Origin of the sequence: Chryseobacterium daecheongense, from assembly GCF_003729955.1 — a bacterium.
GTDB lineage: Bacteria > Bacteroidota > Bacteroidia > Flavobacteriales > Weeksellaceae > Chryseobacterium > Chryseobacterium daecheongense.
Window position 1 is genome coordinate 564,127 of record NZ_RJTX01000001.1, and the last position, 26,458, is coordinate 590,584.

The window sequence follows — 26,458 nt, forward strand, 5'->3', positions numbered from 1 at the left end:
AACCTTATAGTTTCATTCCGGGCATCATGGGAATAAAGAGCCAGCATACCAAGGATATGATGATGATGCACACTATATCAAGAATAAGCCCGGTTTTCATCATATACCGAATTTTCATTTTACTTTTGGCAAAAATTATGGCATTGGGAGGAGTTCCCATGGGAAGCATACTGGCACAACTGGCGCTCAAAGTCATAGGAATACCCAGCAGCAAAGGATTGATCTGTAAAGACAAAGCCAAAGAAGTTACTACCGGTGAAAGGATAATTACTAAAGCAAGGTTACTGATAATTTCACTTAAAAATACCGAAATGGCAGTCACTATCAGGATGAGCAAAAATAAATTATCTGTAGAAATCAATCTTAAACCGGAAGCCAATTCATGTAGTAGCTGTGATTTTTCAAGAGCATCGGCTAATGCTATTCCTCCCCCAAAAAGCAGCAATATATCCCATGCCATATTCCGGACGTCGGGCCAGGACATCAATCTCTCAGTTTCTCCCTCTGTTTTCTGCCCGGAAGGTATCAGAAATAGCAGAATACCACCCAACATACCAATAGCCGTATCATCTAATAATATATAGCTTTGCCAGGCATTAACAATATCCTTTGTGATCCACAATACAACGGTGAGAATGAAAATAAATAAAACCCTCACTTCTGGTTTACTCATCAATCCCAATTGAAGCTGCGCTTTTTTAATGGCATTTGACGCTTCTTTGCTGTATCTGATATTATTGGGATATACTATTTTTACAAGTATTCCATAGAGTAATAATAATAAAAATACGGTCAGAGGCAGAAATAAAATCATCCAGTCAGAAAAGCTAATGGTATAATCAAATCTGTCTTCAATGTACCCTGCATAGGCAACATTGGGTGGAGTAGCGATCACTGTGCCTATTGCAAAATTGGAAGCATAAGCAATGGAAAGCATTAATGCCAGGGAAAAGTTCTTTATATTCTTTGCATTTTTATTATGATTCTGAATAACATGGATAACCGATACCGCCAAAGGATACATCATCATGGTGGTAGCTGTATTGCTAAGCCACAAACTGAGAAAACCAGTTGCCATAATAAAGCCAAGTATAATCCGGTCTCCATTAGTTCCTGTAACCCTGATGATGCCCAAAGCTATTCTTTGATGAAGGTTCCATTTCTCAATGGCTAAAGCTATGAAAAAACCTCCCATAAACAGAAATACGATAGGATCTGCATAGTTCTCGGCTGCTTCTTTAAGGGATGTAATACCCAAAACAGGAAATAAGATAACTGGCAGTAATGCCGTAACAGCCATGGGAACTGCCTCAAACACCCACCAAATGATCATAAGAACAGCAATGGAAAGCACCTGATTAGCGCGATAAGATAATATAAAAGGGTTAATTATAAAACTTAAAACGCTAAGTGAAAAACCAAGTATTAAACCGATTTTTTTATGACTCAGTTGAAGATGTGTTGACATGGTTATTGCAATTATATCGTTGTCACCGATTGATCAGGACCATTATTTTTTCTGTTTTCTTGCCTCTTTTTTCTTTTTATTAAAATAACCTCTCAATAAAAAGTTATGCTTGGCGGCTTCTTCTATTTCTTTCAGTTCGTCAACTCCTTTTTCAATATTAATAATCGTGGAATCTACAGATTTTCCCAGTTTAGGATTATTGATAAGCTTGGACATGACATTTTCATCATTGTTTATTTTTGAGGTGAATTTATTCAGATCCTGAGAGCTTTTTTCAAGATTGCGAAGCGTAGTCTCTAAATAAATAGCCAAACTATCATTAGAAGATATTTCATGAAGGATATTATTTTTATTATTCAGTTGAGTCATGAAATCATTTATTTCTTTAGAGCTGTACCGCAAATCATGAATACTTTTTTCAATGTCATCCGACCAGCTTTTATTAGTAAATATATTGGATACTGTACCATTCTTATTATTCAGAACGGGAGTAAATTGTGCCAGTTCTTCGGAACTTTTCTCCAAATTCCCGATAGTTCTGTCTATTCGGGTGGCAAAATCTTTATTGGTCATTATTTTGGCTAATAAACCGTTTTTATTATTCATGTTATTGGTGAATTCTACAAGCTCATTGGTAATGATTTGAGTATTATCAGCACTTTTTTTAATGCTTAATAGTACGTCTTCTATTTCAGCAGCCTTATAGGAAGCAATGATATCATTATCTTTCACCACAGTAGTTGAACTTGTTCCGGGCGAAATGATAAGTACTTTATCTCCCACCAAACCGTCTGTTGCTATACTGGCAACAGCATCCGTTTTAATATATTTCTGCACATCTTTCCTGATCATAAGTTTTACCAGAACCAGTGAGTCTGAAATGAAATCGATCTTACTTACGGTTCCTACATTGATTCCCGAAAGACGTACATTGCTGCCTTGCTTTAATCCGCTCACATTTTTGAATTCTGAACGCAGAACGAAATTTGAACCGAATAAGTTCCTGTTGACACCAATGAAATAAATAGCCACTATAAAAATAATAAGGCCCAGTATTACAAAAGCTCCCAGTTTAAAGTGGTTTGATGACTCGTTTTTCATGATTCAGGTTTTTATTTTTCAAAAAAAGATTTTACCCAATCATCATCATTATTTTCAATGTCTTTATAACTGCCTTCTGCCCTGATCACTCCGTCTTTAAGAATAATGATTCTGTCTCCCGTATATTTTGCGCAGGTAAGATCGTGGGTTATGATAATGGAGGTGGCATTATACTTCTGCTTGATACTGCGTATAAGCTCAATAATTTCCCGGGCTGTAATGGTGTCTAATCCACCTGTTGGTTCATCATAAATGATGATCTCTGGCTTAATGATCAATGCTCTCGCGAGTCCTATTCTTTTCCGCATTCCTCCTGATAATTCTGAAGGCATTTTATCAATAGCATCTTCAAGCCCTACATTGCCCAATACCTCCCTTACCGCTGCTTCTATGTCCTGCTCATTTAAATTTTTTTTATTATGCTGTAATGTAAATGCCAAATTTTGTCTTACTGTCATAGAATCATATAAAGCTCCGCTCTGAAACAGAAAACCTATCTTCATCCTGATCCGGTTTCGTTCTTCTTCATTAAGCAGGGTGATATCTTCTCCTGAAATAATTATTTCCCCTTTATCTACTTCAGAAAGTCCAACCAGGCATTTAACGGCTACGGATTTACCCGAACCCGAACGGCCTAATATGACCAGATTTTCCCCTTTTTTAACAATGAAGCTAATACCGTTCAGCACCTTATTGTTACCGTAAGATTTATAAACATTCTTAAATTCTATCAGCGGCTCACCAATGGATAATTCATGAGCATTGATAACAGGGTGTTTATTAGCTTTCATTATAATTCAAAAAATAAATCGGTTACCTGTACTGCGATGAGATCAATAATAAAAATCATCAGGGAAGCTGAAACTACTGCAGAATTGGCTGCTTTCCCTACACTTTTTGTTCCACCGGAAGCATTGAATCCTTCAAAACAGCCAATAATCCCAATAAAAAAGCCGAAAAAGAAAGTCTTGATGGTGGCAGGCAAAATGTCTACATATTCCAGGGACTCAAATACATGGGAAAAATAGTGTTGTATATTGTTCTCACTATGAATATTTATACCTATGAAACCTCCTATAATTCCGATCAGATCCGCATAGATCACTAAAATTGGGATCATAAATGTAGTGGCCATGGTTCTTGTCACTACCAGATACCGATAAGGATTGATCGCTGAAACCTCCATAGCATCAATCTGCTCAGTTACTTTCATAGAGCCTAATTCGGCTCCTATACCGGATGATACTCTTCCGGCGCAAATTAAAGCAGTAATCACCGGCGCAATTTCTCTTATCAATGACAGGGAAACCATACCGGGTATCCATGATTCGGCTCCGAATCTGGCCATTGCCGGACGTGATTGTATCGTAAGCACCAGACCCATAATAAAACCTGTTATCGTTACCAATGGCAATGACTGATAGCCTACAATAAAACATTGCCTGATGAACTCTTTAAACTCAAAACCCGGTTTAATGATTTCCTTGAAAAAACGGGCTGAGAATGAAGCGATATTGCCTACCAGAGTAAAGCTGTTTTTAAAAAATGTTTCCATGGTCTGCAGATTTTATTAGAGAAATATTGATCCTAAGTACTTACCAGAGGAAATCCCTAAAAGTCGTATTCATAATCAACTTTCAGTTCGTTTTTTACATGTTCTATTCCGGGAGTTTTCCAGGCAATACGGCCAGCTTCTTCTTTTTGGCGCCATGAATGTACAGCGCCGGTCAGCGTAACGGTTGATCCTGATACGGATACCTTGATTTCTTTATCATCAATAGGGCTTCTTTTAAGAGCTTCTTCTATATCTTTTTTATCAACTCTTTCCCGAATTTCCGGCTTGATAGTAATATTATTGTAAATACCTTTCACTCCGGGAAGATATTGAATAGCATTTTCTGTAATTTCCCTCAGATAGTCCCAGGGTAATTCGCCATCCAGATCTACCCACCCATCTTCAACTTTCACTTTTATTTGTTTTTCCGGAATCACTGTATTAGATTCAAATGCCGCTATAATTTCATCGGCGATTTCAATGTCAGTCTTTGATCGTGAATTTGGAAACTTTACTTTAATGTTTTCTACCAGCACCTTTACTCCGACAACATTTTTTGCAGCATCTTCTGCCTGCATTTTCTTTGCATAACTATCGACTATGCCGGTAAGGGAAACTACACCATTCTTTGCGGTGACTCCAATTTCAGCCGAGTGTAGGAGAGGCTCCCATTTAATGGCATCCTGAACGTCTTTCTGTAATTCTGCGTTTGTTTTCATTTTGTTATAAATTATATTCCAAAGTTCCGGAAACTCTTAAAAAAATAGGATGATGGGAATCACTATGAAATATGATGTTAGTCAGATTAATCTGATGATAGAGGATAATATAAAAAAACCTGTAGAAGAAAAATCTCCCACAGGTTAGAAATTAATTGATCTGTCTATTATAGAGAATAGTCGTAATCATAGTCATAGTCAACTTCCAATTCATTCTCCACATGCCAAATACCGGGAGTTTTCCATGCAATGCGACCTGCTTCTTCTTTTTGATACCAAGAGTTGGCAGTTCCGGTTAAAGTAACTGTTGTACCTGATACTGATACTTTAATCCCATTGTCATAAATTGTACTTCTTCTAAGTGCATCTTCAATATCTTTTTTCTGAATTGCATCATCTGTTTCAGATTTGATCTGGATATTGTTAATAACACCTTTTACGCCTGTAAGGTATTTCACCGCACTTGCAGCTTCTTCTTTTTGATAGTTCCAAGGTAATTCTCCCTCTAAAGTAACTCTGCCATCCTCAACTTTTACTTTAATGCTGTCATCGGGAATAGAATAATTAAATTTTAGTGCATTTAAAACTTCTTTTGCGACTTCGGCATCTGTTTTTGACCAAGAGCTTGGAAATTTCACTTCAATATTTTCCACCAAGGCTTTCACTCCAATCACCTTTTTAGCTGCATTTTCAGCTTCCATTTTTTTTGCGTAGCTATCTACGAAACCGGTTAAGGAAACAATACCGTCTTTGGCAGTAACTCCTATTTCTGCTGCATGCAATAACGGCTCCCACTGAATGGCTTTTTGAACGTCTTCTTGTAATTCTGCGTTTGTTTTCATTTTAATAATTTTTTGGGGTTAATAAATGTTTTTGGAATCCTGTTAATTAACAATTTATCATGATTTCATTTCAAAATAGATTAAGCTGTTTAATAAAACATTTTCTGCTTCACTCCGTTTTGTACTATATCTTTTGGAGATCTGATATACTTTTGTATTATCAATCTTGACATTAAATAACTAATAGTAGATTCGGCTCCCTGATTTAAATTGATGTAATCATTTTCTACACCATCATAGCATCCTCCTGTACAAGGATTATAGACTATTCGGTTCAAATGATTTTTTCCTAAAAACCAATTAAAAGCAGCGAACATTTTGTACTTGTAATCTTTAATTTTAAATACATTATAGAATTCACTTAGTGCCATAATAGTGTAAGCAACATCAATGGGCTGTTCTCCTCCTTTATGTATTGCATCTGTTTCCAGATTATTATGCATCCAACCTTTATTGGAAATTACTTTAATGGCTTCCTGTGAAAATATTTTTGATATCAGAAAATCAAATGAAATTATTGCTGTGGATAAATATTCAGATTTACGAATAGTTAACCATGCAAACAGTATTGCTTCAGGTATAACACTATTAGCATAAGTTAAATAGCTTTCATACCATTTCCATTGTTTATCTGATTCATGTTTATACATTTGTATCAATCTATCTGCAAGTTCTTCCATAGCCCCTATGTTCTCTAAGGAATTATTTTTAATACCGGCATAATACAATCCTTTGATGATAAATGCCATAGCTCTTGTAGAATGAATTGTAGAAGCCTGCAACATGGCTTTATCAAATAACACCTGTGCTTTATTGATTAAATCTGCCGGGATAATACTATGCAGTGAAAGTAGATAACCCAAAGCCCATATTGCCCTACCAAAAGAATCTTCAAGGTTACAAGTACCATTTTGTGCAGTAAATTGTTTTTGGATATTAACATAATTTAAAAAACAACCTTCATCCTGAAAGCAATAAGAGATAAAATTAAAATAGAGATTAATATATTTCAAATCGTCTATTGTACCGAAAGCTTTATAATGCTGGCACATTGCTATTAATGCTCTGGCATTGTCATCCACTGTATACCCGGAATTCATATCAGGATGATTTATAACAGAAAATTGAATAATCCCAAAATTAGTGGTCATTTTCTTCAAATGATTCAGATTAATTTCTGGTATTTTGTACTGAATTTTCAAATTTGCACCCAAAATTTCCTTGAATAACTGAACATGGGCTATTGCAGAGTTTTCCCATGCCGTTGGAGCCATTTGATGCAAACCATTTAAGCTGATGCTGTTTCTTTGTGATTCTTGATTCAGTAAATTAATTACTTCCTGAGCAAGCTGTGTGGAATCGTTAAAATTGATAATAATTCCTGTTCCTTTTTCTGATAGTTCAAGAGCATGTGGAATAGGAGTGGAGATAATTGGACATCCACAACTCATTGCATAGGAAAAAGTGCCACTGACTGCCTGATTAGGATCTTTTGAAGTAAACAGATAAATATCTGTAAGTTGTAAATATTCTAATAATGTATCAAGTGATAAATATTCATTAATAAATTCAACATTTGAATTTATTTGTAAATTATCAACTATTAATTCTAAATTTTGTCTGTATTTTTCCCCCTCATTTTGTATTACGCATGGATGTGTTTTCCCTATAATAAGAAACAATACTTCAGGATGCTGTTCAATGATCGAAGGTAAGGCAGCAAGTGTTGTTTCAATGCTTTTACCAGAACTTAGAAGCCCAAATGTTGATAATATCTTTCGGTCCTGATAACCGTATTTTTTCTTTAAAATGTTTTTATCAACATGTTCTACCAGGTGTGTACCATGTGATATGACTGTAATTTGTTCTTTTTTAATGTGGTAATCATTTTCTAATAACTCCTTAGCAGCATTTGTCATAACTACCAGAGCATTGGCAATATTGGCAATGTTCTGAATATATTGTTTTATTTCTTCTTCCGGTTTGGGTAAAACAGTATGAAACACTACTACTAAAGGTGGATGTATAGAACTTAAAAACTGGAATAATTCTTTTTCATTGTTTCTGAAGAGGCCAAACTCGTGTTGCAGGATTACCAATTCAATTGGATCATGCCAATTGATATTCTCAATTAACTCATGATAAGACTCAGGATTATCTGTTTTTAAAACATAATTTACATTTTTATCATATTGGTGTCCTCCATTTTCTAATGCACATATTTTGATTTCAAAAGATTCTGCAAACTTATTTCTGATTGCTTTTATCAAATCCTGTGTATAGGTAGCAATGCCACATTCTCTGGGAGGGAAAGTACTGATCATAAGCAATTGCGGTGCTTTATTTTCATATAAAGGATTCAATGCAGACTTGCTTGGCAGCCTTTTTCTCATATTCAGTTTATTTTTCATTTGATGTTTTTTTTAGGTAATTAGTTCTTTTAGCAATTCCGAAAGACAAACAGAGGCACAGGCCACATGCTCATCTGCTGCACCATAATATATATAAAGTGTATCCTCACAAACCAAAACTCCGGTAGGAAAACATATATTATTAACTATTCCATGCAATTCATACTCATGTTCAGGCTTAAATAATGGATAGGGCAAACGGGCTATTTCATGGGTGGGATCTTTCAAATCCAATAGTGCTGCACAAACACAGTATACATAGCCATCTATTGTATCATGAACTCCATGATAGATAAGGAGCCAGCCCTCTTTGGTTTCAATAGGAGGGCACCCTCCTCCCAGATAACTGACTTCATGGTCATATTTTGGTGAAAGCACAATGTGATCACTAAATTTAAGAAGAAAATTGTCCCAGAAATTATGCGTCAATTCACTTAAATCTTCAATACAAACGACCTGAATGTCGGGTTTTATTCGATGTAAAAAATATAGTTTACCGTTAATACGTCTTGGAAAAAGTATTACATTTTTATCCCAAAGAAGTACTTTTTTCCCGTTTTTTTTAGGCACTATATATTTTCCGTTGAAACGGAAATATTTTTCATTCAATGCCCCTCTTGATTCAGCCAGATATTTAAATTCTTCATAAGAGTATTGTGGGGTAATCAATCCTCTTTTTTCCCATGTTACAAGATCTTTGGATGTAGCTAATGCACCTAACGCATTGATACCGTCATAAGCAGTATATGTTAAATAATATACATCATCAATTTTTACAATACGAGGGTCTTCTACACCTTTCTTTTCATAATCATATTGCGGATAAAGAATAGGGATTTCCATTCGGTCTTCAATGATCAAAGGTTTTTTTAATCTACAATAACCAATGCTTGAATAATTGTCTTTACTAACGGCTCTATAAAACATATGAATTATACCATTTTCATTCAGGATGGCCGGATTCAGTACGCCTATACTTTCAAATCCGTGACTGGTTTTTTCCAGTACAACTCCTTCTTTTTTTACCTTGATCATGGCAGTATTTATAACTATTTCTTATTATTCTTCAATGAACCCTTCCTGCAACATTTTTTTACGGATAGCATGTGCAATTTCGTTGGTTAATCTTTTCACTCCTTCCGGATCATAGGTCTCTGTAATGCCCGACCATATTATCTTATCATCCTGGATAGAATAGATGACGGTTTCGATAATGAATTTTTTAGTGACGGTGTAATACCCGGGAGTAGTATAATACATCCAGTTTCTAAAGTAGTATCTGCTGAAATCAGAATAATACATAGGATACATATAGTGCTGCTCCGGAACAAATATTTTTTCCTTATCGACATCTATTAATCGCATTGTGATAGCAGCATCAAAACCATCATTTTTTATTTTACTTCTCAATGCTTCTTCATCATTCCTATTGAACTTTTCTCCTAAATAACTATAAGAAGTAACTCCTTTTCCGTGAAGATATTTTACCATTTCATCTTCAGTTCTGCGGCGATTGGTTTCATTTCTTAATAAGGCAACTACTAATACTTTTTTCCAATCTCCTGCATGAATATGTTTATCCGGATCCCTCCAGCTGTTGACTATTTGAGTAGAACTGCAAGAGTTTATAAATACTATAAAAAAGATAAACAGGATGTATTGAATTTTTTTCATGGCAATAAGTTTTATGAATATTAAATTTCAATTCTGTAAAGAATTAAAGCAACCCAAAGTTCCTGAAACTGTGTTGAAAATAATATGACAGGCGTCACTTTGAATAATGATACTAATCAACTTAAAATCAACCTATAATATCATTTTTTTTCGTGATAATTGTCATTATTCAGACCATCTATAATTTGGAATTTTACAGTATTAAATCCAGGACCATGAAAGCTATACTTAGTTTAGGAATTGTTTTTCTCTGTATGATTATGTTGAAAGGGCAGGACGTTAAGATGAATAATGAAATCATTTTTTTATTGAATGATAAAGAAACCCTTTCAAAACTTCATTATCCAAAATCTGTCCTTAAGTTTTATAACAAAAATCCTGAATATGTATGGACAGCTTCCTCGAAACAAAGTCAGGCTTGGGCAGCAATGCTTTTGCTGGATTGCGCCTATCAATTGGGATTGTCATCTTCGGATTATCACTTGCAGGAACTTACCTTTGAAAAATTAAAAATCATAAGAGATACTCCGGAAAAAATTGCCCAAACAGAAAAAGCCGGCCTGGATATTTTAATGACGGATGCCCTTATTAGTTTCATCAACAATCTACATTTTGGAAGATATAATCCTTCTTATAGTGCCTCATATATTGATGCCAATTCTATCAACGGTTTTTATGCAGCTGATCAATTATCATCAGTAAGGAAAGAAGAAGACCTTCTCTCTCTGATCCTTCAGGTTCAGCCGAAAATACAGCTTTATACTGATTTTCAAAACTATCTGAATACACTCTATGCCAATAATAATCTTCAGGCTCATGAGGCAGAAATAAAAAAGATCATCATCAATATGGAGCGCCTGCGTTGGTTAAATACAGAAAGTGAGGTTTATATATTAGTCAACATTCCTTCTTACACGCTGGAATTTCATCAGAAAAAATCAGTATTTCATTCCAAAGTCATTGTAGGGAAACCTTCCACAAAAAGTCCTACTCTGGAAAGTACTATTAATTACTTTACCTCTGCACCGGATTGGAAAGTTCCTCAAAGTATATTTATAAAGGAAATGCTTCCAAAAATTACTATGCAGTATCTGGAAAATAACCATTATTCTGTTTATGATCAGCATGGCAATGAAGTGGAAGTCAATGCAAGCAAGCTTCAGCAAATCAGAAGAAATCCACAGCGTTATAGTGTGAGACAGTCTCCCGGTTGTGACAATGCATTGGGCGCTGTAGTTTTTCGTTTTCCTAATTCCTATGGAGTGTATCTTCATGACACTTCACAAAAACAGTTGTTTAATAAGACTGTAAGAGCTTTGAGCCATGGATGCATTCGGGTAGAAAAAGCCAAAGAGCTGGCCTTTCAGCTTTTACAATATGATGGTTCCGAGGATCAGATTCCGGTTTTAGAAACTGCAATGGTACAGTATAAAAGAAAGGATTTCGTCTTAAAACAGCCTGTCCCACTTATTGTCACTTATCTGACATGTTTAATAAAAGACGGAACCCCAGTCTTCTATGATGACATTTACCATTTTGATCCTCTTTTAGAAAATAAATTTAATCTGAATAAATAATTAAAACAATGAGAACGATTTTAGTACCTACCGATTATTCAAAATCAGCCAAAAATGCAGCCAACCATGCTCTTTATCTGGCACACGCCTTGAAAAGTAATATTCATCTTTGTCATGCTTTTTCTGTACCGGTTGAAAGTCCCATGCTGGGGCAAACCGCCTGGACATTATATGACTATCCTGTATTACAGGAAGAAAATACCAAGGCATTGAAAAAACAAGCAAAAGCATTAGAAGAAAAAGAAGAAATTTTATGGGGTGATGAAGCTTTTCCATTTCATCCAGCCATATACTACACTTCTGAAGCAGGAGATCCTGTTCAGGTAATCAATAATACTGCAGCCAATCATAGAACTTTACTTATTGTGATGGGTATGCAGGGAGCAAGCAAACTCACCCGTTTTTTCTTTGGGAGCAACAGTGTTACAATGATAGAACATACACAGTACCCGCTTCTTTTAGTTCCAACAAACTATAAATATAAGGATCTAAAAAAAATCGCTTTTACCACAGATCTGAATAAAAAAGATATAAAAACAGCCCAGCTATTAATAAATTTTGCAAAATATTTTGATGCTGAACTTTTAATTACCCATATTATTCAAAGCAATAATGATGTTATACAGGATACAGCATATGACCATAAAAAAGAACTGTTTTTAAAACATCTTGACGGAAACATTTGTTATAATTGTATCTATAGCGAAAATATAGACTATGGTATAGACATATTGAAAAATAAAGATATAGACATATTGGTTATAGGACATCATCACAAAGGTTTTTTAAACAGACTGGTAACAAGTAGTCACGCTTCAAGACAAGCTCAACAGTTAGAAATTCCTCTAATGATTATTCCCGAAAACGCACATATCTATTTTTAATTGAAACGAACATAATACTATCTAAAAATTAACATTCTTCATCATTAATTTTCCTAAATTTCATATCTTTATACTAGGGATAATATAGTAATTTATGGAAAGTGCTAAACTTTTATCTGCCATTATAGAAACAGCTATTGACGGTATTATTACCATTGATGACAAGGGTTTGATAGAAAGCATTAATCCCTCTGCACTGAAAATATTTGGGTATGAGGAACAAGATTTGATAGGAAAAAATATTTCAGTATTGATGCCTGAGCCGGATAAAAGCAGACATGACGGGTATCTGCATCGATATCAAAATACAGGAGAAAAAAAAATAATAGGAAAGGGGAGAGAGGTAAAAGGGTTGAGAAAAGGAGGTTCGGAATTTCCTTTCAGACTCGCCGTAAGCGAAGTTCAGCTTCATGACAGGGTGATCTATACGGGTTTTATCCATGATTTGTCTAAAGAAAAAGAAGCAGAAGAATTTCTTAAAAACTATACCATTGAGCTTGAAGAGCTGGTAGAAAGCAGAACAAAGTCACTTAAGCAAATGCTGTATGAGCTGCAGGAAGCAAAAGAAGAAGCTAATCTTTCCCTCGAAAAAGAAAAAGAGCTGAACCGGATGAAAAGCCGTTTTGTTTCAATGGCTTCACATGAATTCCGTACCCCATTAAGTTCCATGCAGCTTTCTGTTGTGCTGATCGAAAAATACCTTCAGACTTCTGACAATGCCCAAATACTCAAACACCTTCATAAAATAAAAAATGCAATTGCCAGCTTAAATGGGATTCTGAATGATTTCCTTTCTCTGGAAAAACTTGAAGCCGGAATTGTAGCTCCTCATTATGACACATTTGATGTTGTGAAGTTCTCAGAAGAACTTACCGAAGAAATGCAGCTTATCACCAAAGAAGATCAGATCATTATTTACCAGCACACCGGATCTGAAAGTGAGATAAATCTGGATCAAAACCTATTGAGAAATTGCCTGATGAATTTAATCAGCAATGCCATAAAATATTCAGGAGAACACACTCTGATCGAATTTTCCACAGAAATAAGCAAAGGGCATTATCTGTTTACAGTAAAAGACAATGGAATAGGCATTCCACAGGAAGATCATGCGGCACTCTTTCAGCCGTTTTTCAGGGCGCATAACACAGGTAATATTCCAGGCACCGGTTTAGGGCTCAATATCGTATTAAGGTATGTAAATCTCATGGACGGGCATATTCATTTTGAAAGTAAGCCTGATTCAGGAACCCTCTTCATTTTATCGTTCAAAAGAAAAACTAAATAACCATTCAGATGGAAAAAACACAGATCTTGATTATTGAGGATAATGATGATATCCGTGAAAGCACCGCAGAAATTCTTGAACTGGCCAATTACAAGGTATTACAGGCTTCTAATGGTAAAAATGGAATAGAGCTGGCTATTAAGCATATTCCTGAACTTATATTATGTGACATCATGATGCCTGAACTGGATGGATATGGTGTATTGCATCTTTTAAGCAAAAGAGAGGATACTGCACTCATTCCTTTTATTTTCATCACCGCCAAAGCCGACCGGGTAGAGATCAGGAAAGGAATAGAAATGGGAGCCGATGATTATCTTACCAAGCCATTCGATGATATTGAACTTTTGAATGCCATAGAAACCAGACTGAGAAAAAAAGAACGTCAAAAAAAGCTTTACAGTACCAATCTTGATCAGATCACCCATCTATTTGAATCTTCAAAAGGCCTTGACGAATTAAAAAAATCCTTTGATGAAAGAAAAATCAAAAGCTATAAAAAAAAGCAGGTCATTTATGATGAGGGTGATGCTGCAAATGCCGTTTACTTAATTCTTTCCGGTTCGGTAAAGACAACGAAAATGACCATTGACGGAAAAGAGCTTATGACAGGTATTCATGGTCCTGAAGAATATTTCGGGATCACTTCATTGTTTGCCGGAAATGAATATAAAGAAAACGCAGAAGTATTAGAAGACTGCACCTTGTGTTCGGTTCCGAAAACCGTAATAGACGAGTTACTTTACAAATATCCCGATGTGGCAGAAAAGTTCATCAAAATTCTTGCCCAGAATGTGATCAGCCATGAAGAACAGCTATTACAGCTGGCTTATTTTTCCGTCAGAAAAAGAATGGCGGAAGTCCTGATCAGATTACAGGCAAAACATCCGGATACCAATAGTTTTGATATTTCCCGGGAAAACCTTGCTTCCATGGCAGGAATGGCCATTGAAACCGTAAGCAGAATTCTCAGTGATTTCAAAGATGAAGGACTGATAGACAGAAATGCAAGCAAAATTGCAATCCTTGACGCTGTACGCCTTCAAAAGCTAAAAAACTAATATCTATCATTTTTTATCATGACCTTACACACGCATTGCCTTCCATCAGTTCAATAAATTTGAGTATTGAATAGAATAGAGGCAATGAAAATAGTAGCATACCATATAAGCCAGGAAGATAAAGAACTTCTCGCATTGGCCAATCATAAAAAACATAAGATTACCATAATCATATGTCCTTTGGATGAAACTACTGTTCATTTTGCAGAGACTAAAGATGCTGTAGTCACTATTGACCAGAAAAGTCAGATTACAACCCATATTCTTGAAAAGCTTATCTCCTTTGGAGTGAAATATTTCATTTACCAATCACGGGAACAATGTATTCTGGATCTGTCAATCAGCCATAACTCAAGACTAAAGTTCATCCATATTGGAAACGTAGAGTCAAAAGCAAAAATTACTCAAATTATTGAGCTATTAGATCATTTGGAAAAAAGTGATGAGAATCATTCTCAAACAGAATTGTAATCATGGTTAGAAAAATCAGTTCAATATACCTTTGACCTGTTAACTTAAAATAATTTTGTTATGAAAACCTTAGAAAAAACCAACCCGCTTACCTCATTGAAATCCATTATTGAAGATTTTTGGAATGCAGATGGATTTCTCAGCCATCCTATCTTCAATCATAACTATCCAACCGTTAATATCATTGATAAAAATGGAGCTTATGAGGTAAAAGTTTCAGCACCGGGCTTTAAAAAAGAAGATTTTAAAGTAGCCATCGAAAACGGATCGCTTACTATAAGTGCCGAAACCAGTTCAGAAAGCAAAGAGGAAAAAGAAAACTATTTAAGAAAAGAATTCTCTACGTCTTCATTTTCCCGAAGCTTCCGTCTGCCGGACAATATCACCCAGGAACAGATCAAAGCCAATTATCAGGACGGATTATTAAATATCAGTGTCATGAAAGCAAACCCTGATCAAAAAAATATTCAGGAGATCAAAGTAGATTAATACAATATACAGCCATGGAATCTATCACTTTACAATCATTAGGAGGTGCTGAAACCGTTACAGGATCCAAGCATTTATTAAAAACTCCGGAACTCACTCTATTAATAGACTGCGGACTTTTTCAGGGAGTTAAATATCTGAGAGAACAAAACTGGAAATCGCTGAATACAGACATTTCAGAAATAGATGCTCTCATTCTCACCCATGCTCATCTCGATCATTGCGGCTATATTCCTCTTCTGGTAAAAAATGGTTTTAAAGGAAAGATTTACATGACAAGCCCCACCAAAGAGCTCACCAAATTAATTTTACTGGATAGCGCCAAACTACAGGAAGAAGATGCCGAAAAAGCCAATCGTCATCACTATACCAAACACCATCCGGCAAAACCTTTGTATACGGTAAATGATACCGAAAAAGCTTTTAATCAATTCGTTATCGTAAATGAAAATGAGGAAATTAAACTTAGTAACCATGTACACTTCAGGTTTAAACCATGCGGACATATCATCGGAGCCTGCTCCGTAGAAGTCGTATGCTTTGAGAAAACCATCATCTTTTCGGGAGACATAGGCAGAAACCATAGTGCTATTCTGCCTGCTCCCGATTTTTTCACTCATGCAGATTTTCTGGTAATGGAATCCACCTACGGGGACAGACTTCATGATAACACAGATCTGTATGACGAACTGGAACACTGGATCAATATCACCGTTAAAAACCATGGAAATATTATCATACCCAGCTTTGCAGTAGGAAGGGCTCAAGAAATCATCTACATTCTACACCAGTTAAAAAAACAAAACAGAATTCCATTTAATATTCCTATCGTGTTAGACAGCCCAATGGCTGCTTCGGCTACTGATATCATGTTGCATTACGCCAATTATACTACAATAGACCAACAGGAATGGCTGGAAATTATTCAGCATATTACGATTAACAGGGAATATGAAAAAACCAGGAAAATCATCCAGGATAAAAAAAGCAAGATCATCATTGCAGGAAGTGGGATGGTAACGGGAGGACGTGTACTTGAATATTTAAAACATGATATCGGAAACAGCAGAAATACGGTGTTAATTGTCGGTTTTCAGGCCGAAGGTACCCGTGGAAGAGCATTGCTTAACCGTACTCATGAGCTTAAAATGCACGGAAAATTTTACCCAGTGAAAGCAAATATTGTTGAAATTACCGGATTATCAGCCCATGCAGACCAATCAGAATTAATGGAATGGATTAAAAAATATGAAAATCCGCCAAAACAGATCATGCTTGTGCATGGAGAATTTTCTGCGCTGGAAGCTTTACGGGTGAAAATACAGACCGAACTTCAGATCCCGGTTACAATTATGATGAAAGATCAAGAGGTAGTTTTAAGTGAAGTAAATGTTGTAAGTTCATCACAATTATTATTCTAACAATGGATAGATAGTAATTATTTCGGAATCTTTAATAATCAACTTTACTTTAATATTATTAGTAGTTTCTGACAAATATATATTTCCTTCGTTATATACTTTATTCTTGTAGGCATAATTTAACTCTGAAAACAACTTTTCTAAATATAGTTTTGAATATGAACTTCTATTGAATTATAATTTGATAAAACAAATTTATATACAGTTCCTTGCCGTAAATTTTGAAATATTTTACTTTGCCGTTGATAACAAAAATTTCAAATCATCGTAAAAATATTAAATTTACTTAACGCAATTTAAGAGTAGAAATTTGTATTTTAGTTGAAAGTTTCGGCTTCGAAATGCCCGCCATCACCAAGCCCCGAAACGTTAGGCGACATTTTAAAAACAACGAATGAAATCAAGAATTATAATTTTGACATTCCTTTTTCTGATAATTATGGGATGCAAACAACAAGAAATTAAAAAAGGAAATATATCAAATCCTCAAACTATAATAGCCCAAAACATAAATGTTCCTGACCACCTCAAAAATTGGGCAAATAGCATAAATAAAAATAATGTAGATTCCATTAAAAATCTCTATGATGCTAATTCAGTTAAAATTATTTCTCCTGATAATATAATTGAGAATTCGAGCCAAATAGCCAATTATTATAACGTTCAAAAAGGTAAAATTACATCAATAAAATCACTATTCAGTGTAGAGGCTAATAGTAAGAGAAAAATAAATTATGAATTAATTAGTTATAAAATTGATAATCGAAAAGAGTTTATTGGAATTGTAATTTGGAGAATAGAAAATGAAAAGATAGTTCGAGAATTTGAATTCAGTAACGAAAGTAATTTAGAAGCTAAAAAAGTCGACACAACAAGTATATCTGAAAGACGAAAATTATGGGTTCAACTTTGCAATGAGAATAATTCTAAAAACCTAGTCAAAGAACTCTACAGTAACAATACCATTTATTACAACCATAAACCACTAGTAAAAGGAACAGAAGATTTGATAAAGGAATATAATTATATGGATAACAAAAACTACCATTTAAAGCTCCATCCTTTAATATTAAAGGCGGTAAATGCCAATTTTGCTTTTGAAATTGGACAATGTACAGGAAGTTATAATGGCAAGTATATTCTTGTTTGGGGAAAAGACTCCGAGGGAAAATGGAAAATAATTACAGATTCAAATATATAAAAACGCCGCCTAATAAGGTATTGCCAAAAGCTGGGCTGAGCGGTTTCGATTGGACATTTGTACAAAGTTCAACTTTAAAAATAAATAACTGAGCAGATCCACCAAATTCACTGAAAATTTTAAAATCTCAATTTAATAAGATATATGCCATCATGAATAATTTAACATAATATAAATTATAGGATTTTTAATTTAAGTTTGAATTATACTGTTTCCATCATCAAATTCACTCTGAAAACACTAAATTTGTTAGGATTAACAATTACCAAATATGAAAAAGGCAGCGATATTCATTCTTTTAATTGCTTTTTCAAGCAATAAGATCATCGCACAGACTGTAGAAAATAAACTTCAACTGGAATTCAGTGAACTCAATTCATGGACATCCTCAGGTTCTTCCTTACCTGGAAATGTTTCTAAGATGCCATTGGCTACACGTACTAAAACGCTAGCTTCACAACTTAATCCTTCACAAAGCTTCAATATGAAAATAAGCTATGCTCCGGATGGTATGGATACCTGGGGAGCCTGGTATACGGAGCAAAATAAATTCAACACCTTTAATTTTACCAATTGGCAGTATGTAGACATTTTTATCTGGTTTGCAGGAAAAATATCTGTTCCCTCCAAATTATGGGTAGATACTGCTCACAAAAACGGAGTTAAAATTATTGGAACTGTATTTCCCAATGACAAGGAAATGAATATTCTCATCCAAAAAGATATCAAAGGAAAATTTATTGCTGCCCAAAAGCTGATTGAAATTGCTCAATATTATGGTTTTGATGGTTGGTTTTTCAATGTAGAATCATCTGTTTCTCCATCCGTTGCTTCGCAGTTTATGGAAATGTTGACACAATTAGAAACCACAAAGCCCAAAGGTATGGAAATCCATTGGTATGATGCTATGATACCAAACGGCGAAATTTCTTATCAAAATGCCCTGAATAATGCCAATGCTCCCCTCCTGCAGAATGGTAGAATCCGGGTTTCAGATGCCTTTTTTACTAATTACTGGTGGGGATCTGACCAGATTGCTTCCTCTGTAACCACAGCAGAAAATATCAAAAGGAGCCCATTCGATGTATATACCGGTGCCGATGTGTGGCCTAAAAGAACCGGCGCACAGGCTTTATTTACCAGATCTCCCGACTATACGTGGATTACACAATTATTCAACAATTATGGTCCGGCTGGAAATGCAGGTCCTGTAAACAGCCCGAAAACTTCTTTAGGTTTATTTGCCATGAATCTGACGTACAACAGCGGACTGACCAATTTCAATACAGATCCTAATGATTATGCCAACTTCTATAAGACAGAGTCCCGTATTTTTTCCGGAGATGATAACAATGTTGCAGTAACAGATCCTGATGGAATCCATATCTGGAAAGGAATTGGATATTATGTGCCTGTTCGTATGGTCATTAACAAGCTTCCCTTCAAAACAAATTTCAATGTGGGACAAGGAAAAATTGTAGCAACGAATGGAAAGATAATTGCTAAAAACTGGTCCAATATGGGAAAACAGGATATTTTGCCTTCATGGCAATGGGCTGTTTCTTCCGCGGATTTGAATGCCAATACTCTACGCCCCTCATATTATTTTGATGATGCTTATAATGGAGGAAGCTCCATCCAATTTGCAGGAAATCTTGCGAATGATGTTACGGTGAAATTATTCCAGACAAAACTTACAGCCACTCCAAAAACAAAGTTTTCTTTAGCCTATAAATATCCGGCTGCCGGAAATACCAATGCCAGATTAGCGCTTTATTTCAGTGATAATCTGACCAAGCCTGTTTATCTTGACATAGGGACAGCGCCCAGCTCTGAATGGAATACCATTACTTTCGACCTATCCTCCTATGCACGGAAAGAAATAGCAGTGATTGCTTTAAATTTTCACACCGGAAAGACTGTAAATAATTATACATTCAACTTAGGTCAATTCAACATTTATAATAATTAATTTAAATTTTTACCCTGAAAATTTGTGTAGTTAAATAACTACACATATATTTGTAGTCAAATAACTACACAATGAATCTGAGAAGAGATGTATTTCAAGCCATTGCAGACCCTACGAGAAGATCAATACTGATGCTCGTAGCCACACAGTCCATGACTGCAGGCGCCATTGCGTCGAATTTTGATACCGCAAGACCTACCGTTTCAAAGCATTTGCAAATCCTTACAGAATGTGAATTGCTTCGACAGGAACAAAACGGCCGGGAGATCATTTACCACCTCAATCCAAACAAAATGAAAGAAATCGCCGATTTTATTGAACCTTTCCGTACAATGTGGGATGACAGATTCAACAAACTGGAAAGCATCATGAAAAATTACCAATCCAAAAAATAGCAAACATGGAACTAAAGACCAAAATACACGCAGAAGATGGCAAACAGGAAATTTTCATCACAAGGGAATTTGATCTGCCTCTAGAACTACTTTTCAGAGCGTATTCCGAAGCAGAACTTATAGAGCAATGGATGGGAAACAAAGTGTTGAGGCTTGAAAACAAGCAGCACGGCGGCTATGAATTCCAAATTACCAATCCTCAAGGAGATGTGGTTTTCAAAGCTCACGGAGCCATTCATGAATTTATTCCCAACCAGAAGATCATCAGGACATTTCAAATGGAAAACACTCCTTTCCCTGCTCAGCTTGAATACATCACCTTTGAAAAATTGACGGATGAGACCAGTAAAATTACGATACATACCATTTATCAATCTGTGGATTACAGGGATCAGATGTTAAAATTACCATTTGCACAGGGCATTAATATGGCCCATAACCGTCTTCAGGAAATTGTGAATCAATTAAAATAAGGATCATGAACCCAAAAGCTGATTTTTTCTTTGACGAACCCGGACAATGGCAAAAAGAATTTGAAAAACTAAGAACCATTCTTTTGGACACGGGTCTTGAAGAGGAAGTAAAATGGGGATGCCCATGCTATACGTATCATGGTAAAAATATTATTTTGATCCATGGCTTTAAAGAATACTGCGCTCTCCTACTCTTTAAAGGTGCTTTATTAAAGGATACCGATAACATTCTTATCCAGCAAACGGAAAATGTTCAGGCTGCACGGCAAATCCGTTTTACCGGCCTTCAGGAGATTAATGATTGGGAAAAAGTTATAAAAACGTATGTTTATGAAGCTGTTGAAGTCGAAAAATCCGGCATTCAGGTAAAAATGAAGGAAACCAGGGAATTTGAAATGCCCGAAGAATTTCAACACAAACTGAACGAAAATCCGGAATTACAAGAGGCTTTTGAAGCTTTAACACCGGGCAGACAAAGGGCATACCTCCTCCACTTCTCCTCTGCCAAGCAACCCAAAACCCGCGAAGCAAGAATTGAAAAATATATTCCTCAAATCCTTAAAAGAAAAGGCTTAAACGATTAACAACTTAATAAACTCACATGGAAACACAAAAATCACAAAAAAGAAACAAGATCATTTATTGGATCTTTACCCTATGGACAGCATTAGGAATGATTTCTACAGCTATTGTTCAGCTTATGAAGCATCCGGACGAAGTACAGAACTTTACTACATTAGGATATCCTCTGTACCTTATGACCATCATTGCGGTCTGGAAAATATTGGGAGTCGTTGCTATTCTTATTCCCAAAACCCCATTACTAAAAGAATGGGCGTATGCAGGCTTTGTTTTTGTCATGTCCGGAGCAGTAATTTCACATCTTATTGTTGGAGATCCCTTCGGTAAAACCTTTCCTGCTGTATTACTATTGGCCTTAGTGATCATCTCATGGTATTTCAGACCTGCTGATCGAAAAGTCACTTCATAAAATCAGTACATTTAATTTATTAAAATAATTAAAATCACCCTAAACAGTATAATATGAACAAAAAGAAACTCACCCCAGAACAAAGCGAAAAACTGTTGAAAGTTTTACATCAGCGTTTTGAAAAGAATACGTCCCGTCACAAAGGTTTAGATTGGAACAAAATACAGTCGAAACTGGAGAAAAATCCTGAAAAATTATGGTCACTGAACGAAATGGAAGAAACCGAGGGAGAACCGGACGTAGTGGGTTATGATAAAAAAACGGATGAATATATTTTCTTTGACTGTTCGCCGGAAAGTCCGAAACGCAGAAGCCTTTGTTACGATTATCCTGCATGGGAAGCCAGAAAAGCCAACAAACCGGAAAGCAATGCTATTGATACAGCTTCAGATATGGGAATTGAAATTCTCACGGAAGAAGAATACAGACAATTACAGGAGCTCGGCAAATTTGATCTGAAAACCTCAAGCTGGATAAAAACTCCTGCTCATATCAGAGAACTTGGCGGTGCCATATTCTGTGACCGTCGCTACAATACTGTTTTTACATATCACAACGGTGCAGATTCCTACTATGCCGCAAGGGGATTCAGAGGGGCCTTAAAAGTCTGATAGAATAAACAATTATAATAATATTTTCACGTTATTAGAGAAGAATCTAAAATAATTTTAAGCATATCCTCTTTTTAAGATAAGTATTGTTATTTTAGCGTCTGAAATTTGATTTAACATAATAAAAAGGAATTATGAAAAAATTGCTCTTACTGGGTTCTCTTTCTGTTTTTCTGATGAACTGCAACAAAAAAACGGAAACAGTAACACCTCAGGTTGAACCAGATTCTACAGCAGTAGCAGAAACTGTAGTAGATACTTTAGGCCCAAAATCTTTCTGCTATATGAGCGTGGTAGGACAAGACACTGTTTTCGCAAGCATTGATGACAACTTAGGTACCATCACCGGAAAAATGTCTTACAAAAATCATGAGAAAGACAGCTCCAAAGGAGATGTTACAGGCTTTAAATCAGGAGATACCTTAAAACTTACCTACGAATTTGAATCTGAAGGAATAAAAAGTAAAAGAGACATTTTCTTCATACAAAAAGACAATACTTTGATTGAAGGAATTGGTGAGCAAAAAGATGATAACGGGCAAATGAAATATACCAACGAAAATAAAATCAACTATAATGCAGGTCATAAATTAAAGACCGCTGATTGCAAGATTGTCACAGAAGCTCTGAAATAAGACTATTCAAGATTGTTCTAAGGATAGAAACATACAAACAGCCTGATTGGTCAGGCTGTTTTCTATTTGTACAATTAAGAGATTTATAGATATTGTAAAGTATATCCTGATAAAGCTCCCAATAAGACTATCCAGGCGCTATTGATTTTTCTGTAGAAAATCATAATCATGAAACAAATAATAGCAATAAACACAGTTTTCCAATCTGAAATACTGTCTTTCGCCATTTCATAACATATAAAGATGATAATCGCTATTGATGCAACATTTACGGCATCTAAAAATGATGAAAAAAATGTTGAGTTCCGCATCATCTTTACAATAGGATTCAATAATGCCACAAAAACAAATGATGGCAGGAAAATGCCTAAAGTAGCAACCAACGCTCCCGACCAATTATCAATCTGATATCCAATGAAAGTAACAGAGGAAAAAACCGGACCCGGTGTAAACTGCCCCACTGCTATTGCATCTAACAACTGCTGCCTTGTTAAGAGACCTCTGCTTACCAATTCCGTATCAAGAAAAGCAAACAGAACGTACCCGCTTCCATACAATATAGCCCCAACTTTAAGAAAGATAAGAAACAATTTCAAATGTCTGGAAGTCAAAACAAAATCCTGAAACGGCAACAACAAGGGGAAAAGAGAACCATTGATATTTCTCTGCCGGATAAAATGCAATAGAATCGCCGCAATACCCGCTCCAAATAAGAGAATAATCTCACTGATATCGGCAAAGGAAAGTAATAGAACCAGAATACCTATTATCCATAATTCCATTGTCTTTAAAGACTTTTTTGCAAGTGGGAAAACAGCATTCAATATCACTGTAATAATTGCCGGTTTTATTCCATATATAAAAGGCTGAACTTCCGGAAGTTGCCCATATTCCTTATACAACCAAGCAAAAAACAAGGTAATAAAGACTGCTGGACTTATAAAACATAATCCCGCAACCATTAATCCTTTCCATCCTGCTCTATCCTGTCCTATATGGATGGCCATTTCCGTACTGTTGGGACCTGGTATAAGATTAGTGGCCCCCATCAGATCCAGAAAATGTTGTTCCGTCATCCAAGCTCTTTTGGCAACCACTTCCTGTTGCATCATGGCAATATGAGCAGCCGGCCCCCCAAAAGCAGTGAAACCTAATTTCAAAAAAACGATGGCGAGTTCTTTTAGATGGTTTTCTTTATTCCTTTTTTTGAAATCCATGTGAAATTATCTTCAATAATCTAAACCTTCTTAATTCAAGACTTTTCTGCTGACAATTCACTCTTGATCATCTCAATAAAGCTATTGACAGCTTCATCACCTGTATTCCAGGAAGTGATCAACCGAACAGCGGAAAAATCCTCATCCATCTTTTTCCAGACGTAAAATTCAAATTTTTCAGATAGCAGTTCAATTAAATCATTACTTAAAATTGGGAAAATCTGATTGGTATAAGTATCTGAAAGAAAATGCACTCCCCTTTCCTTCAGGGCGTTTTTAATTTTCATTGCCTGCTGATTCGCGTGTTTAGCCAACTCAAAATATAAATCATCTTTCATCAATACCAAAAACTGGATCCCCAGCAATCTTCCTTTTGCCAGCAATGCCCCTTTTTGCTTGATATTGAAGGCAAAATCCTGCTGAAGGCTTTGGTTATTAATGACAATGGCTTCTCCTATCAAAGCTCCGTTTTTAGTCCCGCCCAAATAAAAAACATCTGTAAGAGCAGCAACTTGTTCAAGGGTCAGATCACTGATTTCCGATGTTAAGCCATGTCCCATTCTTGCTCCGTCCATAAACAGGTACAGGTTATTTTCCTTACAAAAATCAGAAAGCTCTTTGAGCTCCTTCACAGTATAAATGGTTCCCAACTCCGTAGAATTAGAGATATATACCATTTTAGGCATTACCTGATGCGGAATATTTCTATGATTTTCCAATACAGGAATAATATCTGAAGGCGTTAGCTTTCCATCTGCCGTTTCAATGCTCAGGATTTTATGTCCGGTTGCTTCTATTGCCCCTGTTTCATTATTCAAAATATGTCCTGTAGAAGCGGAAATAACACATTGATAGGGCTTTAAGATAGATGAAATCACAATCAGATTAGCCTGTGTTCCGCCGGAAACAAAATAAATATCCGCATAGGCATTATTCATTTTCTCTTTAATATATTCTTTAGCTTTTAAAGAATATGCATCTTCTCCGTAACCGGCTTGCTGATCTAAATTATATGTTGAAAGAGCCTGCAAAATAAGAGGATGACATCCCTCTGAATAATCGTTTTTGAATGAAAATTTCATAGAGTAAAATTAAAAAAAGTTAAAACATCAAGAGCAGGATTTTCATAATATTTTGTTAGATTTGTATTGAAAATCATCTAACATTTTGAAAACAACATTAACAGAAGAGAATTATCTGAAGGCTTTGTTTCATTTGGTTGATCATGAAGGAAAGGTGACGATTAATGAGCTCAGCAAATTTTTAAACGTAAAAATGCCGAGTGTGAATAATATGATGAAGAAATTTGCGGAAAAAAACTGGGTGATCTACGAAACCTACAAGCCTCTTATCGTTACTACCAACGGAAAAAGAGAAGCCGCTCTGGTTGTACGTAAACACAGGCTTACGGAAATGTTTCTGGTGAAAACAATGAATTTCGGGTGGGAAAATGTTCATGAAATTGCAGAACAGCTGGAACACGTTCATTCTCAGATTTTCTTCGATAAAATGGATGAAATTCTGGATTATCCCAAATTCGATCCTCACGGTGAACCTATTCCTGACAAAGACGGAAATATCATTGCACAGGATTTACAGAAACTAAGCGACTGTCACATTGATGAAACCGTTGTTTTTGCTTCTGTTACCCTTTCTGATGATGCATTTCTAAGCTATCTGAACGAAAGAAAATTACTACTGAATACCAAGATCAAAGTCATTAAAATTGAGGATTTCGATAAATCCATGACCATTGAAATTGAAGGTAAAAAAGAAGTGCTGAGCAGAAAAGCCACTGAGAAAATACTGGTCAAAAAATAGAGTAACAATATACTTCAATGTACACTGGTATATGATTGCCTCCGAATTTACCGTATGATACCTCGAGTACATCATTTCACCATCAGCTTTTACTGCTTCACCCATTTAATTATATCATCGGTTTTAATATTTTGCTTTCTTTGCACTAATGAATAAGAATGAGAGAAAAATATATCTTTAT

General features: G+C 35.6%; 27 protein-coding genes. 16 read left to right on the forward strand and 11 right to left on the reverse strand.

Features of this window, described 5'->3' with window-relative positions; all coding sequences use genetic code 11:
- Positions 1–4 precede the first annotated feature (4 nt).
- The 9 genes from EGI05_RS02585 to EGI05_RS02625 all read right to left on the reverse strand — a co-directional run bounded on the left by EGI05_RS02585 (position 5) and on the right by EGI05_RS02625 (position 9,770).
- Complete coding sequence (locus EGI05_RS02585) at positions 5–1,468, reverse strand: SLC13 family permease (protein ID WP_123261500.1); 1,464 nt, start codon at positions 1,466–1,468, stop codon at positions 5–7.
- 42 nt (positions 1,469–1,510) lie between these two features.
- Entirely contained in the window at positions 1,511–2,569 is a 1,059-nt protein-coding gene (locus EGI05_RS02590) for an MlaD family protein (protein ID WP_123261501.1), read from the reverse strand.
- An 11-nt stretch (positions 2,570–2,580) separates the two neighbouring features.
- The gene (locus EGI05_RS02595) at positions 2,581–3,360 is read right to left on the reverse strand and encodes an ABC transporter ATP-binding protein (protein WP_123261502.1); all 780 of its coding nucleotides are present in this window, start codon (positions 3,358–3,360) and stop codon (positions 2,581–2,583) included.
- A complete protein-coding gene (locus tag EGI05_RS02600) occupies positions 3,360–4,124 on the reverse strand; it encodes an MlaE family ABC transporter permease (protein WP_123261503.1) in 765 nt (254 codons plus the stop codon). Before EGI05_RS02600 ends, EGI05_RS02595 begins: the two co-directional genes overlap by 1 nt.
- 56 nt (positions 4,125–4,180) lie before the next feature.
- Complete coding sequence (locus EGI05_RS02605; RefSeq protein ID WP_123261504.1) at positions 4,181–4,843, reverse strand: BON domain-containing protein; 663 nt, start codon at positions 4,841–4,843, stop codon at positions 4,181–4,183.
- A gap of 167 nt (positions 4,844–5,010) precedes the next feature.
- Positions 5,011–5,685, reverse strand: a complete 675-nt coding sequence (locus EGI05_RS02610; protein ID WP_123261505.1) for a BON domain-containing protein — start codon at positions 5,683–5,685, stop codon at positions 5,011–5,013.
- An 89-nt stretch (positions 5,686–5,774) separates the two neighbouring features.
- Entirely contained in the window at positions 5,775–8,096 is a 2,322-nt protein-coding gene (locus tag EGI05_RS02615; RefSeq protein ID WP_123261506.1) for a glycosyltransferase, read from the reverse strand.
- Positions 8,097–8,108: 12 nt separating this feature from the next.
- Positions 8,109–9,131 carry a glycoside hydrolase family 130 protein gene (locus EGI05_RS02620; protein ID WP_123261507.1) on the reverse strand — a complete coding sequence of 341 codons (1,023 nt, stop codon included), beginning with the start codon at positions 9,129–9,131 and terminating at the stop codon, positions 8,109–8,111.
- Between the two features lie 24 nt (positions 9,132–9,155).
- A complete protein-coding gene (locus EGI05_RS02625; protein ID WP_123261508.1) occupies positions 9,156–9,770 on the reverse strand; it encodes a hypothetical protein in 615 nt (204 codons plus the stop codon).
- A gap of 215 nt (positions 9,771–9,985) precedes the next feature.
- Here EGI05_RS02625 and EGI05_RS02630 point away from each other — a divergent pair, with 215 nt between their 5' ends.
- The 15 genes from EGI05_RS02630 to EGI05_RS02700 all read left to right on the forward strand — a co-directional run bounded on the left by EGI05_RS02630 (position 9,986) and on the right by EGI05_RS02700 (position 23,239).
- On the forward strand, positions 9,986–11,347 hold the full coding sequence (locus EGI05_RS02630; RefSeq protein WP_123261509.1) for a L,D-transpeptidase family protein: 1,362 nt from the start codon (positions 9,986–9,988) through the stop codon (positions 11,345–11,347).
- 8 nt (positions 11,348–11,355) lie between these two features.
- Complete coding sequence (locus EGI05_RS02635; RefSeq protein ID WP_123261510.1) at positions 11,356–12,231, forward strand: universal stress protein; 876 nt, start codon at positions 11,356–11,358, stop codon at positions 12,229–12,231.
- Between the two features lie 94 nt (positions 12,232–12,325).
- Positions 12,326–13,519 carry a PAS domain-containing sensor histidine kinase gene (locus EGI05_RS02640; protein WP_123261511.1) on the forward strand — a complete coding sequence of 398 codons (1,194 nt, stop codon included), beginning with the start codon at positions 12,326–12,328 and terminating at the stop codon, positions 13,517–13,519.
- 8 nt (positions 13,520–13,527) lie between these two features.
- Positions 13,528–14,580: a response regulator gene (locus tag EGI05_RS02645; RefSeq protein WP_123261512.1), complete on the forward strand. Its 1,053-nt coding sequence runs from the start codon at positions 13,528–13,530 to the stop codon at positions 14,578–14,580.
- An 84-nt stretch (positions 14,581–14,664) separates the two neighbouring features.
- On the forward strand, positions 14,665–15,051 hold the full coding sequence (locus tag EGI05_RS02650) for a Rossmann-fold NAD(P)-binding domain-containing protein (RefSeq protein ID WP_123261513.1): 387 nt from the start codon (positions 14,665–14,667) through the stop codon (positions 15,049–15,051).
- 60 nt (positions 15,052–15,111) lie between these two features.
- Positions 15,112–15,540, forward strand: a complete 429-nt coding sequence (locus EGI05_RS02655) for an Hsp20/alpha crystallin family protein (protein WP_123261514.1) — start codon at positions 15,112–15,114, stop codon at positions 15,538–15,540.
- A gap of 14 nt (positions 15,541–15,554) precedes the next feature.
- Positions 15,555–16,961, forward strand: a complete 1,407-nt coding sequence (locus tag EGI05_RS02660; RefSeq protein ID WP_123261515.1) for an MBL fold metallo-hydrolase RNA specificity domain-containing protein — start codon at positions 15,555–15,557, stop codon at positions 16,959–16,961.
- Between the two features lie 394 nt (positions 16,962–17,355).
- Positions 17,356–18,162, forward strand: a complete 807-nt coding sequence (locus EGI05_RS02665) for a hypothetical protein (RefSeq protein ID WP_134197377.1) — start codon at positions 17,356–17,358, stop codon at positions 18,160–18,162.
- A 271-nt stretch (positions 18,163–18,433) separates the two neighbouring features.
- On the forward strand, positions 18,434–20,134 hold the full coding sequence (locus tag EGI05_RS02670; protein WP_123261517.1) for an endo-beta-N-acetylglucosaminidase: 1,701 nt from the start codon (positions 18,434–18,436) through the stop codon (positions 20,132–20,134).
- A gap of 71 nt (positions 20,135–20,205) precedes the next feature.
- On the forward strand, positions 20,206–20,529 hold the full coding sequence (locus tag EGI05_RS02675; protein ID WP_123261518.1) for an ArsR/SmtB family transcription factor: 324 nt from the start codon (positions 20,206–20,208) through the stop codon (positions 20,527–20,529).
- 5 nt (positions 20,530–20,534) lie between these two features.
- Positions 20,535–21,002 carry an SRPBCC family protein gene (locus EGI05_RS02680; RefSeq protein WP_123261519.1) on the forward strand — a complete coding sequence of 156 codons (468 nt, stop codon included), beginning with the start codon at positions 20,535–20,537 and terminating at the stop codon, positions 21,000–21,002.
- A gap of 5 nt (positions 21,003–21,007) precedes the next feature.
- Positions 21,008–21,586, forward strand: a complete 579-nt coding sequence (locus EGI05_RS02685; protein WP_123261520.1) for a YdeI/OmpD-associated family protein — start codon at positions 21,008–21,010, stop codon at positions 21,584–21,586.
- A gap of 17 nt (positions 21,587–21,603) precedes the next feature.
- On the forward strand, positions 21,604–21,993 hold the full coding sequence (locus EGI05_RS02690) for a DoxX family protein (RefSeq protein WP_123261521.1): 390 nt from the start codon (positions 21,604–21,606) through the stop codon (positions 21,991–21,993).
- A 53-nt stretch (positions 21,994–22,046) separates the two neighbouring features.
- Complete coding sequence (locus tag EGI05_RS02695; protein WP_123261522.1) at positions 22,047–22,604, forward strand: DUF4256 domain-containing protein; 558 nt, start codon at positions 22,047–22,049, stop codon at positions 22,602–22,604.
- Between the two features lie 134 nt (positions 22,605–22,738).
- Positions 22,739–23,239 (forward strand): hypothetical protein, encoded by a 501-nt coding sequence (locus EGI05_RS02700; protein WP_123261523.1) that lies wholly within the window; start codon positions 22,739–22,741, stop codon positions 23,237–23,239.
- Positions 23,240–23,322: 83 nt separating this feature from the next.
- Here EGI05_RS02700 and chrA read toward each other — a convergent pair whose 3' ends face one another.
- Entirely contained in the window at positions 23,323–24,456 is a 1,134-nt protein-coding gene (gene chrA, locus EGI05_RS02705; RefSeq protein ID WP_123261524.1) for a chromate efflux transporter, read from the reverse strand.
- A 35-nt stretch (positions 24,457–24,491) separates the two neighbouring features.
- The gene (locus EGI05_RS02710) at positions 24,492–25,538 is read right to left on the reverse strand and encodes a threonine aldolase family protein (RefSeq protein WP_123261525.1); all 1,047 of its coding nucleotides are present in this window, start codon (positions 25,536–25,538) and stop codon (positions 24,492–24,494) included.
- A gap of 85 nt (positions 25,539–25,623) precedes the next feature.
- Here EGI05_RS02710 and EGI05_RS02715 point away from each other — a divergent pair, with 85 nt between their 5' ends.
- Positions 25,624–26,277, forward strand: coding sequence for a metal-dependent transcriptional regulator (locus EGI05_RS02715; RefSeq protein WP_123261526.1), 654 nt, complete (start codon positions 25,624–25,626; stop codon positions 26,275–26,277).
- The last annotated feature ends 181 nt before the right edge of the window (positions 26,278–26,458 follow it).